The sequence below is a fragment of the Mesorhizobium sp. WSM4842 genome, from assembly GCF_055901575.1.
In genome coordinates this window covers 432,148-445,947 of sequence record NZ_CM148372.1, presented here as the reverse complement: position 1 = coordinate 445,947, position 13,800 = coordinate 432,148, and the positions used below count along the sequence as shown (strand labels likewise).

The 13,800-nt window shown below is 63.5% G+C and carries 12 protein-coding genes; 2 read left to right on the top strand and 10 right to left on the bottom strand.

What is annotated here, in order from left to right:
• Positions 1-80 precede the first annotated feature (80 nt).
• The 10 genes from AC0NIE_RS02000 to puuE form a co-directional block, all read right to left on the bottom strand.
• Positions 81-920: an alkaline phosphatase family protein gene (locus AC0NIE_RS02000; protein WP_473484345.1), complete on the bottom strand. Its 840-nt coding sequence runs from the start codon at positions 918-920 to the stop codon at positions 81-83.
• Positions 921-928: 8 nt separating this feature from the next.
• Positions 929-2,581: an ABC transporter ATP-binding protein gene (locus tag AC0NIE_RS01995; protein ID WP_473484343.1), complete on the bottom strand. Its 1,653-nt coding sequence runs from the start codon at positions 2,579-2,581 to the stop codon at positions 929-931.
• On the bottom strand, positions 2,581-3,405 hold the full coding sequence (locus tag AC0NIE_RS01990) for an ABC transporter permease (protein ID WP_095493936.1): 825 nt from the start codon (positions 3,403-3,405) through the stop codon (positions 2,581-2,583). The genes AC0NIE_RS01995 and AC0NIE_RS01990 overlap by 1 nt, the downstream gene beginning before the upstream one ends.
• Before the next feature lie 11 nt (positions 3,406-3,416).
• Positions 3,417-4,376 (bottom strand): ABC transporter permease, encoded by a 960-nt coding sequence (locus tag AC0NIE_RS01985; RefSeq protein ID WP_292190003.1) that lies wholly within the window; start codon positions 4,374-4,376, stop codon positions 3,417-3,419.
• A 16-nt stretch (positions 4,377-4,392) separates the two neighbouring features.
• Complete coding sequence (locus AC0NIE_RS01980) at positions 4,393-5,982, bottom strand: ABC transporter substrate-binding protein (RefSeq protein ID WP_473484341.1); 1,590 nt, start codon at positions 5,980-5,982, stop codon at positions 4,393-4,395.
• A 157-nt stretch (positions 5,983-6,139) separates the two neighbouring features.
• Positions 6,140-8,125 carry a CocE/NonD family hydrolase gene (locus AC0NIE_RS01975; protein WP_473484339.1) on the bottom strand — a complete coding sequence of 662 codons (1,986 nt, stop codon included), beginning with the start codon at positions 8,123-8,125 and terminating at the stop codon, positions 6,140-6,142.
• 69 nt (positions 8,126-8,194) lie between these two features.
• Positions 8,195-8,788: a nucleoside deaminase gene (locus AC0NIE_RS01970; protein ID WP_473484337.1), complete on the bottom strand. Its 594-nt coding sequence runs from the start codon at positions 8,786-8,788 to the stop codon at positions 8,195-8,197.
• On the bottom strand, positions 8,788-9,291 hold the full coding sequence (locus AC0NIE_RS01965; protein WP_473484334.1) for an ureidoglycolate lyase: 504 nt from the start codon (positions 9,289-9,291) through the stop codon (positions 8,788-8,790). Before AC0NIE_RS01965 ends, AC0NIE_RS01970 begins: the two co-directional genes overlap by 1 nt.
• Positions 9,288-10,136 (bottom strand): bifunctional allantoicase/(S)-ureidoglycine aminohydrolase, encoded by an 849-nt coding sequence (locus tag AC0NIE_RS01960; RefSeq protein ID WP_473484332.1) that lies wholly within the window; start codon positions 10,134-10,136, stop codon positions 9,288-9,290. The genes AC0NIE_RS01965 and AC0NIE_RS01960 overlap by 4 nt, the downstream gene beginning before the upstream one ends.
• 67 nt (positions 10,137-10,203) lie before the next feature.
• Positions 10,204-11,634 carry an allantoinase PuuE gene (gene puuE / locus AC0NIE_RS01955; protein WP_473484329.1) on the bottom strand — a complete coding sequence of 477 codons (1,431 nt, stop codon included), beginning with the start codon at positions 11,632-11,634 and terminating at the stop codon, positions 10,204-10,206.
• Positions 11,635-11,809: 175 nt separating this feature from the next.
• Between puuE and uraH the strand changes: the two genes are divergently transcribed.
• Together uraH and xdhA are read left to right on the top strand one after the other, a co-directional pair.
• Positions 11,810-12,184, top strand: a complete 375-nt coding sequence (uraH, locus tag AC0NIE_RS01950) for a hydroxyisourate hydrolase (protein ID WP_095493926.1) — start codon at positions 11,810-11,812, stop codon at positions 12,182-12,184.
• 3 nt (positions 12,185-12,187) lie between these two features.
• Positions 12,188-13,669, top strand: a complete 1,482-nt coding sequence (gene xdhA / locus AC0NIE_RS01945; RefSeq protein ID WP_473484327.1) for a xanthine dehydrogenase small subunit — start codon at positions 12,188-12,190, stop codon at positions 13,667-13,669.
• Positions 13,670-13,800 lie beyond the last annotated feature (131 nt).

Below are 13,800 nucleotides of genomic sequence, written 5' to 3'. Positions count from 1 at the left end.
TGTATCTGGCCTCCATTTGGCGTTGCGCATTTCGGCCCCAGCTTCATGTTCTCCGTAAGCAAGCAGGCTAGGCACCCCATTCAGTCGAGAAACGACTTGGCCTTCATGGTGGCGGGCACCGGCACGCCGAGGCGCGCTAGCACAGTCGGCGCAAGCTGCAGCTGGTTGAGCAGTGGATCGGCCTCCGGACCCTTGCCCAGTCCGAAATAATACAGAGCAAAATCCTGCATCTCGTCGTCATGGCCGCCATGATGGCCGCGATCGGTCTGGCCGTGATCGGCGGTGACGATGACCTCGTAGCCGGCTTCCCGCCACCTCGGCAGGAAGGTGGCGAGCATGCCGTCCATCGCATAGACGGCATGGTCCATCTCGTGGCAGTCGTGGCCGAAGCGGTGGCCCATCGAATCCAGCGTGCAGGTGTGCAGGATGCCGTAGTCGATGCCGTGGCGTCTGGTCAGCATGGTCAGCGTCGCGAACAGGTCGACGTCGCTCGGCGTCATCTGGTTCCTGGCATTGTAGCCGGTCATGGTGTGGAACCGGCCATGGGTGATCGGCCCGCCCGGCTCGTCGAACTCCATGTCCTCGACCAGATCGAACGGAGAGGCCCGGAAGAATTCGGACCAGTAGGAATGGGTGACCGCACCGGTCTTGCCGCCGGCCCTGCTGACCTCGGAGAAGATGTCCGGCTGCTCGACGCGGAACCGGTTCTCGTTGGACAATATACCATGCACCTGCGGCGCCACGCCGGTGTGGATCGAGGCATAGCAGCAGGCCGAGGTCGACGGCAGCACGGAACGCATCTTCCAGATCCGCGCTTCGCCCGATTGCACCCAGCCTTCGAGATTGCCCATCAGCCGGCGCCAGTTGCGGTAAGGCACGCCGTCGAGGATGATCAGCAGAAGTTTTGTCGTCAGCGCCACCGGGATGTTTAATTCCCCGCGCTGGCCATGCGCCGTCCCTTGATCGCCTTTTCCAGCCAGCCGATCTCCATTTCAGGGACTGAGGACAAGAGAAGGTCGGTATAGGCATCGAAGGGCGGCGCCAGCACCTGGCTCTTGGCGCCGTAGCGCACCACCTCGCCGCGATACATCACCGCGATCGAATCGGCGATCGACTTCACCGTCGCGAGGTCGTGGGTGATGAACAGATAGGCGACGTTTTCCTCCTTCTGCAGCTCGAGCAGCAGCTTCAGGATGCCGTTGGCCACCAGCGGGTCGAGCGCCGAGGTCACCTCGTCGCAGATGATCAGCTTCGGCTTGGCCGCAAGCGAGCGGGCGATGCAGACGCGCTGCTTCTGGCCGCCGGAAAGCTCGGCCGGGTAGCGGTCGACGAAGCCCTTGCCCATCTCGATCTTGTCGAGCAGTTCGGCGACGCGGGCGTCACGTTGCCTTCCACGCAGACCGAAATAGAATTCGAGCGGCCGGCCGATGATGGTGCCGACGGTCTGGCGCGGATTCATCGCCACGTCAGCCATCTGGTAGATCATCTGCAACTGGCGCAGATCTTCCTTGGGCCGGTCGGCAAGTCGGTTGGCGAGCGGACGTCCGTCGAAGGTGACGGTGCCTTGTTCGGGTGGCAAGAGGCCGGTGATGGCGCGCGCCAGTGTCGACTTGCCCGACCCGGACTCGCCGACCACGGCCAGCGTCTGGCCCGGATAGATGTCGACCGAGACGTTCTTCAGCACCTTGATGTGGCTGCGGCCGTAGGCGGCGGTGATGTTCTTGACCGACAGGAACGGCGTCGTGCCGGGCTTCTGCTCCTGGTGCTCGATCTCATGCACCGAGACCAGTGCATTGGTGTATTCCTGGCGCGGTTCCTTGATGATCTGGCGGGTGCCGCCCCATTCGACCAGCCGGCCATGGCGCAGCACCATGATCTCGTCCGACACCTGCGCGACGACGGCCAGGTCATGGGTGATGTACAGCGCTGCGACATGGGTGTCGCGGATGGCGTCCTTGATCGCCGCCAGCACGTCGATCTGCGTCGTCACGTCGAGCGCCGTGGTCGGCTCGTCGAAGACGATCAGGTCGGGCTCGGAGCACAGCGCCATCGCCGTCATCACGCGCTGCAGCTGGCCGCCGGACACCTGGTGCGGAAAGCGTTCGCCGATGCTTTCAGGGTTCGGCAGGCTGAGCTTCTTGAACAGCGCGACGGCGCGTTTTTCGGCTGCGGCCCGTGTCGCCGTGCCATGCAGCAGCGTCGCCTCGACCACCTGGTCCATCAGTCTGTGCGCCGGGTTGAAGGCGGCGGCGGCCGATTGCGCGACATAGCAGACCTCGCGGCCGCGCAGCTTGCGAAAACCCTCCTTGCCGCCCTTAAGGATGTCGCGGCCGTTCAGCATGACCTCGCCGCCGGTGATGCGGACGCCGCCGCGGCCATAGCCCATCGACGCCAGGCCAATGGTCGACTTGCCGGCGCCGGACTCGCCGATCAGGCCGAGCACTTTGCCCTTCTCGAGCGTCAGCGAGACGTCGTGGACCAGCACGATGTTCTTCGGCGCCTCGCCGGGCGGGAACACCGTGGCCTCGATGCGCAGATTGCGGATATCGAGCAGCACGGACTTTGCTCGCTGGTCAGCCATTACCCCCGCCCTCCCTTCAGGCTTGTCGTGCGGTTGAGCACCCAGTCGGCGACAAGGTTGACGGAAATCGCCAGCATGGCGATCGCCGCCGCAGGGATCAGTGCCGCCGCGATGCCAAAGACGATACCATCCTTGTTTTCCTTGACCATGCCGCCCCAATCGGCGCTAGGCGGCTGCACGCCGAGACCGAGGAAGGACAGCGTCGACAGGAACAGCACCGCATAGATGAAGCGCAGGCCGAGTTCCGAAACCAGCGGCGACAACGCATTGGGCAGGATCTCGCGGAAGATGATCCACACGCTGCCTTCGCCGCGCAGCTTGGCCGCCTCGACGAAATCCATGACGTTGATATCGACGGCGACCGCCCGCGACAGGCGGTAGACGCGGGTCGAGTCGAGAATGCCCATGACCAGGATCAGCGTCACCAGATTGGTTGGCAGAACCGAGAGCACGACCAGGCCCATGATCAGCGTCGGGATCGACATCAGGAGATCGACGAGGCGCGACATAAGCGTGTCGAACCAGCCGCCGAAAACCGCCGCCGAGAAGCCAAGGATGGCACCCAGTGAGAAGGACAGCGCGGTGGCCAGAACCGCGATGAACAGCGTGACGCGGGCGCCGTAGATCATGCGTGAAAGAAGGTCGCGGCCGAGATTGTCGGTGCCCAGCCAATGTGTCGCCGACATCGGTCCCCAGACGTCGCCGACGATCTCGCCATTGCCGTACGGCGCGATCCACGGCGCGAAGATCGCCGCCAGCACGAACAGCGCCGTCAGCACCAGGCCGATCAGCGCCGGGATGGGGATGCGTTTTATATCGAGCATGCCCGCTCCCCTTATTTCGGATGTCTGAGACGCGGATTGGCGACGATCGCCGCTATGTCCGCAATGATGTTGAGGCTGATATAAACGGCGGCGAAGATCAGGCCGACCGCCTGCACCACCGGCACGTCGCGCTTGGTGACGTGGTCGACGAGATATTGGCCCATGCCCGGGTAGACGAAGATCACTTCGACCACGACGACGCCGACGATGAGGTAGGCAAGGTTGAGCATGACGACGTTGATGATAGGTGCAATCGCATTGGGGAAGGCATGCCTGCGGATGACGGCGAATGCTGAAAGCCCCTTGAGCTCCGCCGTCTCGACATAGGCCGACTGCATCACGTTGAGGATCGCGGCGCGCGTCATCCGCATCATGTGGGCGAGCACCACCAGAGTCAGTGCCGCCGCCGGCAGCATGATCGCCTGCATGCGCTCGCCGAAAGGCATTCCGTCATAGACGGTCGAGATGCCGGGGAAGATCTGGTATTTCACGGCAAAGAAATAGACGAGCACGTAGCCGACGAAGAATTCGGGAAACGACGTCGAGGCGAGCGCCAGTCCGGAGATCAGCTTATCGACCCAGCCATTGCGGTAGCGCACCGCGATCAGGCCGAGGATGATCGCCAGCGGCACGGCCACGACCGCCGCCCAGAAGGCGAGGAACAGCGTGTTCCATAGCCGTCCCTTGATCGACGTCGCTATATCCTGGCCGCTCGACATGGCGGTGCCGAGATCGCCGGTCACGACGCCGCCGAGCCAGCGGAAATAGCGGACAAAGGCCGGATCGTTGAGGCCGAGCTGCTCGCGCAGATTAGCGAGCGATTCCGGTGTCGCCGACTGTCCGAGGATGGCTTGCGCGACGTCGCCGGGCAGGATCTGGGTGCCGGCGAAGATCAGGACCGATACGGCCAACAGCAGCAGGATGCCCAGCGCAATGCGCTGGGCCACCAGTTTCACGAGGGGTGAGGACATATCCGCAAGGCCGGGCTCAGGCTTCGAGCCAGCACTTTGCCAGAGCGTACCCGTTCATCAGCTCCTGATGCGGATCGTCGACCCAGCCGGCGACCTTGGCGCCCGTCGCGTCGATGAACTGGTTGAACATCGGCAGGATCAGGCCGCCCTCGTCGCGGACGAGCATCGCCATGTCGCGATACATCGCCTTGCGCTTGGCCTCGTCGAGCTCGGCGCGGGCCGCCAGCACCATCTTGTCGAAATCCGGACGCAGGAAACGCGTGTCGTTCCAGTCGGCTGTCGACAGGTAGGCAGTCGAATACATCTGGTCCTGCGTCGAGCGCCCGCCCCAGTAGGAAGCGCAGAAGGGTTGCTTGTTCCAGACCTCCGACCAGTAGCCGTCGCCCGGTTCGCGCTTGATCTCCAGCGTGATGCCGGCCTTGGCCGCGCTCTGCTGAAAGAGCTGCGCTGCATCGACGGCGCCGGGGAAGGCGACGTCGGACGTCCTGAGCAGGACAGCACCGTCATGGCCCGACTTCTTGAAATGGAACTTGGCCTTGTCGGGATCGTATTTGCGCTGCTCGATGTCGTCGGAGAACAATGGGTAGGACGCATTGATCGGAAAGTCGTTGCCGAGCGAGCCGTAGCCCCTGAGGATCTTGTCGAGCATCTCCTCGCGGTCGATCGCCAGCTTCAGCGCCATGCGCAGATCGTTGTTGTCGAACGGCGCCGTGTTGCAATGCATGATGAAGACGTAGTGGCCAGGTCCCGAATGGTTGCGGATGGTGACGCCCGGCAGACGCTTGATCAGGTCGACGATCTTCGGCTCGACGCGGTTGATCATGTTGACCTGGCCGCCTTGCAGCGCCGAGGTGCGAGCCGTGGCGTCGTTGATGACAATGATCTCGATCTGGTCGGCATGGCCCATCTTGTCGCCCTGCCAGTAATTGGCGAACCGCTCGCCGCCATGGCGCACGCCGGGCTCGTTGGTGGTGACCTTGTAGGGCCCGGCGCCGACGCCGGCATCCGCCTTGTCCTTGCCGCCATTGGGCTGGACAATCAGATGGTAGTCGCTGAGCAGATAAGGCAGGTCGGCATTGGCCTCCTTCAGCGTCAGCACGACTTCTTTGCCGCTGGCCTTGATGCTCTCGATGCCCTCCATGTAGCCGAGCGCGCCCGACTTCGACTTCTCGTCCGAATGGCGTTCGAGCGTGGCGGCCACGTCCTCGGCGGTCACCGTCTTGCCATTGTGGAATTCGACGCCGTCGCGAATCTTCAGCGTCCAGACCTTGGCGTCGTCCGACGAGCCGATCTCCTCGGCGATGCGGTTCTCGAGAGTACCTTCCGGGGAAAGCTCGACGATCAGTTCGCCCCACATCTTGCCGAAGGCGAACGGCACCTGGGTCATGAACAGGGCCGGATCGAGGCTGTTGGTGGACTCGCCGCCGACCAGGCCGGCCTTCAGCGTGCCGCCCTTGACCGGACCCGCGGCGCGCGCCGCACTTGAAAGCAGTGAGTTGGCGAAGGTTGCGGTGATGCCGAGCGCTGCCGCCCGGCCGAGAAAATCACGACGGCTCAGTTTGCCGGATGCGACGCGCCGGCTAAGAAATTCCAGTTCGTTCGACATGTTGAGTTCCTCACTCTGTTGGTTCGACCTTATGGTCGTTTTTTTATGGTTTCTTGTGAGGAGAATAATGACCGCAAGGGAACGCCGTAAGCAAGACCGAATGCGACATGCCGTGGCGTAAATCGTACGTCGCAATTGGACCAATCCGCATAAGCGCTCAGAGCAGAGCGCGCGGGATTTTCTCTTCGAAATTACGCTCGAAAACCAGTTTTTCGCCTTCATAGGCCTCGATTCTGGCGCTAACCATGAAGTTTTGCACGTCGGACCGCATCTCGGCGAAGATTTCGGTGCGCACCGACCATCCATTTCGCGACAGCGTCTGCGTCCAGTGCGTCTTGCCCGACGCCGACAGCGGATTGTCGGGATGGATCGCCCATGTCTCTCGCGCGATGCTGCCATTGGCGAGGCCATGCTCCAGATCGCGCACCTCGCCGAAATCGTCGACGATGGAAAGCGTGATTTTCCCGGTCTTTTCGTCGCGATCGACATGACGTTCGCAATTGGCAGCGCGGATCGTTTCGGTCGCCCACGGCGCGGCTGCCTCAGGCGTGGGGAACATGACTTCATCGCCTTGCGCCAGCGGGCGCAGCGGCAATTTCACCGTCGCCGCCGACAGGTCGAGCCGGACCGGTTCCGGCGATGGCCAGATCATCGGCCAGTAGGCGTTCGAAATGGCAATGCGCAGGCGATGGCCTGATGGCACGCGATAGGCGCATTGGTCGAGCACCACCCGGGCGCTGACGGTTTCGCCCGGGACCAGCGCTTGCGGGAATTCGTGCGAGTTGCGCTGCGTCAGGTTGAGCACACCGTAGGAGATCAGCTCGGACGCGCCGTCGGGGTGCACGTCGCAGAGCCGGATCGCGATGTTCGCTTGCGGCCGGTCCGACGAGACCCTGACCAGCACCTCCGGCGCGCCGACAATGTCGATCGCCTCTGTGAGCACCGGCTGGTCGAAACACACCGACAGCGCATCGTCGGAGCGCTGATCGCCGGGCAGTTCCGGGCCGAAGGTGAAGGGAAAGTATTCGCCGCCGGCAAGGCCGCAGCTTTGCGGCGAGGCGACGATGGCCGGCTTGCTGCCTTCGGGGATCAGCTCGATTTCCTGCGTATTGATATCAGGCGACGGCCACACCCGTTCCGCCACCCACCGGCCCGGCCGTTCGGGATGCCAGCGTGCGGGACGGACGCTGTCCATGACATAGGCGCGGTAGGCGGGGTCGGTCTCGACGCCGGTATCGATGTCCTTCAGCCAGCGGTCCCACCAGCGCAAGGCCTCCTGCAGGAAACCCATGCGCGGTTCAGGTGCCGCATAATGCGGGTATTTGTGGATCCACGGGCCGACGATGCCTTTGACCGGCGCCTCGATATTGGCGGCGAGATGGGAAATGGTGTTGCGATAGCCGTCGTGCCAGCCGCCGATCGACAGCACGGCGGCTTGGATGGCGGAATAGTCCTCGCAGATCGAGCCGCGCTTCCAATACGCGTCGCGGTGCTGATGCTTCAGCCACAGCGGCGCCAGGAAGGGCTGGTTCTCCAGCCGGGTCAGCCACAGGTCACGCCACCTGACGTCGCCGGCCAGCAGCGGATCCGGCGGCCGCGACGAGTAGGACAGCATGGTCGAGGCCCAGCCGACATTCTCGATCAGCAGGCAGCCGCCCTTGTAGTGGATATCGTCGGCATAGCGGTCGACAGTCGAGCACAGGCTGATCACCGCCTTCAGCGCCGGCGGCTGCTTGGCTGCCGTCTGCAGGCAGTTGAAGCCGCCCCAGGAGATGCCCATCATGCCGACACTGCCGTTGCACCAGGGCTGGGCCGCCGCCCAGGCGATCACATTGCAAGCATCTTGCAATTCCTGCTCGGAATATTCGTCGTCCATCAGCCCTTCGGAATCGCCATTGCCGCGCATGTCGACGCGGATGGAGGCGTAGCCGTGGCCGGCGAAATAGGGATGCGTCAGCTGGTCGCGAAAGATCGTGCCGTCGCGCTTGCGATAGGGCAGGTGCTCGAGAATCGCTGGCACCGGATCGTCACCGGCGTCGACTGGCATCCACACCCGCGCCGACAGCCTGCAGCCATCCGGCATGACGATCCCCATATCCGGAAACTCAACGACCTTACGGGGAAATTCAGTGACGGTTTTCATGCGGCCACATGATGGAGCCGCTGCCGATGCGTCGTGGGCCAGCCAACGAAATCGGCTGGTCAATCCGCGTCAACTCAGCGGAATGTCGTTTTCGGCCTTGCTCGCCTGGTAGGCGTCGGAAAGTTCGTCGTAGCGTGCGGCGATCGTGCCGATCCGCGTTTCCAGCCGCCGGCGCTCGGCCTCGGGCAACGACCGCACCAGTCTGCGGATCGAAAAGCTCTTCCAATAGGCGTTCTCGGCATTGTAGCCACCTGGGTCGAGGGTGAAGACCTCCTTCAGGATCTTCAGATCGTGCGGGATGGCGAAGCTGTCGCGCGAATCCTCGTGCGAAAACAGATAGTAGAAATTGTCGAAGCCGGTCCAGGTGATCGCCGACAGGCAGAGCGAGCAGGGTTCATGCGTGGCGAGAAAAATCGCGTCCTTGGTATCGATGCGCTCGGCCTTCGGCATTTCATAGAACCGCTTCAGGCAGTGCACCTCGCCATGCCAGAGCGGATTTTCCGTCTCGTTGTTGGTTTCGGAGAGCACCAGAGAGCGGTCGTCCTTCCGCAGGATCGCCGCGCCGAACAGCTTGTTGCCATGGGCAACGCCTTCGGCCGTCTTCGGCAGGATGTCATGCTCGATGACGTCGAGCAGGCGGTCGATCAGCGAGACGTCGACCATCACTGGCTCCCGTCGGGGAGGTCGATCTCGTAGGCGTGCGAGAAATGGCACTCTTCGAGATTGGAGCCGTCGCCACCGCGGTCGACGACGAGAAAATCCTGAACCTCGCCGATCGGCGTCAGCACGCCGTGCCACCGATTGCGGGGGTAATTGACGCCTTGCCCAGGCGCGGTGATGAAGGCGTGCGGCTCGCCCGGACCTTCGTCGCCATCATCGCAAACGATGACCAGGAACGGCCGTGGCGACAGCGGGATGAAAGCTTGGCTGCCGAACGGGTGACGCTCAACCATGGTCAGCTTCAGCGGAAATTCGTAAGGCGTGCCGCGCACCATGGATATCAGCACGCGCGCATTCGGCCCCTGCGCTTCGACGGCGGCGAGGTCATGGTAGCGCTCGGCCTGGCCGCCATTGATCGGGTAGTGATTGTCGCCGCCCATATCGATGACGTCGCCGAACTCGGCAAAATTTTCGCGGGTCAGCGGCCGCGCGATGATGCGGGTCATGGCGCGCGTCTCGCGACGCCGGCGCCGCCAAGCTTGGCATGCCGGTTGACGTCCTTGTAGAGCAGATAGCGGAACTGGCCCGGACCGCCGGCATAGCAGGCCTGCGGGCAGAAGGCGCGCAGCCACATATAGTCGCCGGCCTCGACCTCGACCCAGTCCTGGTTGAGGCGATAGACCGCCTTGCCCTCCAGCACATAGAGGCCGTGCTCCATGACATGGGTCTCGGCGAAGGGAATGACCGCGCCCGGTTCGAGCGTGACGATGGTGACATGCATGTCGTGGCGCATGTCTTCAGGATCGACGAAGCGGGTCGTCGCCCACCGACCGTCGGTGCCGGGCATCGGGCTCGGTGCGACATCTTGCTCGTTGGTGAAGAAGGCCTGCGGCGGATCGATGCCTTCGACGGCGTCGTAGGCCTTGCGGATCCAGTGGAAGCGGACAGCAGCACCGCTCTCGTTGCGAACGGTCCATCCGCTGGCGGGCGGCAGGAAAGCAAAGCCACCCGGCTGCAGGACATGCGTCTTGCCGGCAAGCGAGACGCTTAGCTCGCCCTCGACCACGAACAAGGCGCCCTCGGCGCCGGCATCCGGTTCCGGCCGGTTGCTGCCGCCGCCGGGCGCCACCTCGACGATGTACTGCGAAAACGTCTCGGCAAAGCCGGACAGCGGCCGCGACAGCACCCAGACGCGGGTCTTGTCCCAGAACGGCAAGGCGCTGGTGACGATGTCCTGCATCACGCCCCTTGGAATGACGGCATAGGCCTCGGTGAAGACGGCGCGGCCGGTCAGCAGCTCACTCTGGCCGGGGTGGCCGCCATGCGGCGCGTAATAGGTTCGATCGGCCATTTTCATCGTATCCATCAGTTCAAAGCCTATTGCAGAACCCAAAGCTTATTACGAAAGCCAAAGCTTATTACGGAAGAATGTCCTTGAGGCGAAGCAGCGCGATGCACTCGACCTGTTTGCAGGCGGTTTCGAATTCGACGTCGTGGCCGTTGCCGATGCGCGCCTCGAACTCAGCCAGGATTTCCGCCTTGGTCTTGCCTTTCACCGCGATAATGAAGGGAAAGCCAAAGGAAGTGACGTAGGCGGCATTGAATTTTGAGAACAGCTCGCGCTCCTTGTCGGTCAGCGCATCAAGCCCGACGGAGGCCTGTTCCCTCGCCGATTCCGCCGTCAGCCGCTTGGCACGCGCCAGTTTTCCGGCAAGGTCGGGATGGGCGTTGAGCACGGAGAGCCGCTCGGCCTCGCTGGCGCCGCGAAAGATACGGCACAGCGCATTATGGAGGCCGCCGGCGCTGTCATGCGCCGGGCCGAGTTCCAGTTCGTAGGCGCGCTCGGCGATCCACGGCGAATGCTCGAACACGCCGCCGAAAGCCTGGACGAAAGCCTCGAACTCCATCTTCGACGGGCGCAGCGCCGGCGGCCGGAACGGATGGGTTTCCTGCCAGTGCCTGGCGATGTCGATGCGCCGCGCCAGCCAGACCCTGTCGTGCGATTTGACGTAGTCGACGAAGCGCTTGAGCGCCGCGGCCCGACCCGGCCGCCCAACGAGACGGCAGTGCAGGCCGATGTTCATCATGCGCGGCCGTCCTGCCTTGCCCTCGGCATAGAGCGTCTCGAAACTGTCTCTGAGATAGGCGAAGAACTGGTCACCCGAGTTGAAGCCCTGCGGCGTGGCGAAGCGCATGTCGTTGGCGTCGAGCGTATAGGGGATGATGAGCTGCGGCTTCGCCGATCCGTCAGGCCCGTCATGCTCGAACCAGTAGGGCAACTCGTCGTCATAAGTGTCCGACACATAGTCGAAGCCACCTTCTTCCGCCGCCAGCCGCACGGTGTTGATCGAGGTGCGGCCGGTGTACCAGCCGGTCGGCCGTGCCCCGGTCACCTCGTAGTGCAGTTCGATCGCCTCTTCCATGTCGCGGCGCTCGTCCTCTGGCGCATGGTCGCGGTAGTCGATCCATTTCAGGCCGTGCGAGGCGATTTCCCAGCCGGCCTCCTGCATCGCCGCGACCTGATCGGGCGAACGCGCCAGCGCCGTGGCGACGCCGTAGCAGGTGACCGGCACCTCAGCCTCGGTGAACAGACGCAGCAATCGCCAGAAGCCGGCACGCGCGCCATATTCGTAGATCGATTCCATATTCCAGTGGCGCTGGCCGGGCCAGGGCGCGGCGCCGACGATCTCGGACAGGAAGGCCTCCGAAGCCTTGTCGCCGTGCAGGACGCAGTTCTCGCCGCCCTCTTCGTAATTGACGACGAACTGCACCGCTACATGCGCCCCGCCAGGCCATTTCGGATCCGGCGGATTTGCGCCGTAGCCACGCATGTCTCGTTCGTAACGCATTGTCACTCCTGCCGGATAGTGTGATCAGGATAGTCGAAAGGGCCGCTTGCGCATTCCCCCGAAAATTTTTGAAAGTGTTTTTGCAGCACTTCACTCGACCGGGACTTATGCATCGCCTTTAATTGGCGCACAATTCGTCAAGCACGTTTTGAGTGTACCGGAATGGGAGCAGCCAGTGGCGGAAACGTCGAAAGCCGAAGGCGGACGTCTGACGACCCATGTCCTCGACACCGCGACCGGCAGGCCGGCGGCAGGTTTGTCGATCGAGCTTTACCGCATCAACGACGACATGCGGACGCATCTGAAGACAGCGGTCACCAATGCCGACGGCCGCTGTGACGCGCCGCTGCTTGCCGATGCGGAATTCCGCACCGGCGAATACGAGCTGGTCTTCGCTGCCGGCGACTATCTGCGCCGGCAGGGGTTGAGACTGCCGGAACCGGCCTTCCTCGACAGCGTGCCGATCCGCTTCGGCATGGCCGAGCCGGTGCACTATCATGTGCCGCTGCTTATATCCCCCTACGGCTATTCGACCTATCGGGGGAGCTGAGACATGACGAGGCTCAAAACACGCAGCGAGATACGCTTCATCCTCAATGGCGAGAAGGTTGCGTTGACCAAGGTTGCGCCCGACGAGACCTTGCTCGACTGGCTGCGGCTCGAGCGCTCGCTGCGCGGCACCAAGGAAGGTTGCGCCGAGGGCGATTGCGGCGCCTGCACCGTTCTGGTCGGAAGGCTCTCTGCCGGCCGGCTGGTCTATGAAAGCGTCAATGCCTGCATCCGCTTCCTTGGCTCGCTCGATGGCACGCATGTCGTGACCGTCGAGCATCTGCGTGGCGACGGCGATAGGCTGCATCCGGTGCAGCAGGCGATGGTCGACTTTCACGGCTCGCAATGCGGTTTCTGCACGCCGGGCATCGTCATGTCGCTTTACGCTCTGTGGATGCGGTCGCCGGAGCCGTCGGATGCGGCCATCGAAAAGGCGCTGCAGGGCAATCTCTGCCGTTGCACCGGCTACGAAGCGATCATCCGCGCCGCGCGCGCCATCTCCAGCTACGGCAAGACGGCGAAAGACCCGCTGGCGGCGGAGCGCGAGGCCATCACGGCCAAGCTTGCGGCCGTGAAAGACGGGTCGCGTATCGAGATCGGCGCCGGCAAGCAGCGGCTGATCGTGCCGGCGAATACCGACGATCTCGCCGCTGTGCTCGATAAGGAGCCCGGCGCTACCATCGTTGCCGGTTCGACTGATGTCGGCCTATGGGTGACCAAACATATGCGCGAGATTTCGCCGGCGATCTTCATCGGCAATCTCGACGGGCTCTGCGCGGTTTCCGAGGATAAGGGCATCATCTCGATCGGCGCTGGTGTCACCTATACCGAAGCTTTCTCAATATTGGCGAAGCGCATACCCGCGCTCGGGCCGCTGTTCGATCGCATCGGCGGAGACCAGGTGCGCAATATGGGCACGATCGGCGGCAACATCGCCAATGGCTCGCCGATCGGCGACACGCCGCCGCCGCTGATCGCACTCGGCGCGCGGCTGACGCTGCGCCGGGGCAACAAGCGGCGGACGATCCCGCTCGAAGATTTCTTCATCGCCTATGGCAAGCAGGATCGGCAGCCGGGCGAGTTCGTCGAGGCCGTGCATGTCCCAGTGCCGGGCAGGGACACCAAATTCGCCGTCTACAAGATCACCAAGCGCCGTGACGAGGACATCACCGCAGCGCTTGGCGCATTCCTGCTGACCCTGGCCGGCGACGGCACGGTGGCGGATATCCGGATCGCCTATGGCGGCATGGCGGCAACGCCGAAGCGGGCGGCCGCAGTTGAAGAGGCGCTGCTTGGCAGGCCCTGGACGGAGGCGACGGTCGAGGCGGCCATGGCCGAGTACGCCAAAGACTTTACCCCGCTGACCGACATGCGAGCGAGCGCCGAATACCGGGCGCTGGCGGCGCGCAACCTGCTGTTGCGGTTCTTCGCCGAGACCAGCGGCACCAAGGCGCCGATCCAGATATCGCGCCACGAGGTGGCGTGATGAGCTTGTATATTACCTCAGGCAAACAGACAGCCGAACGATCACGAGTAGCGTCCTTTTCCCCGTTTACGGGGAGAGGATGCCGGCAGGCAGATGAGGGGCGGCGCCGTCCTCGATCGATATTCGCAAGC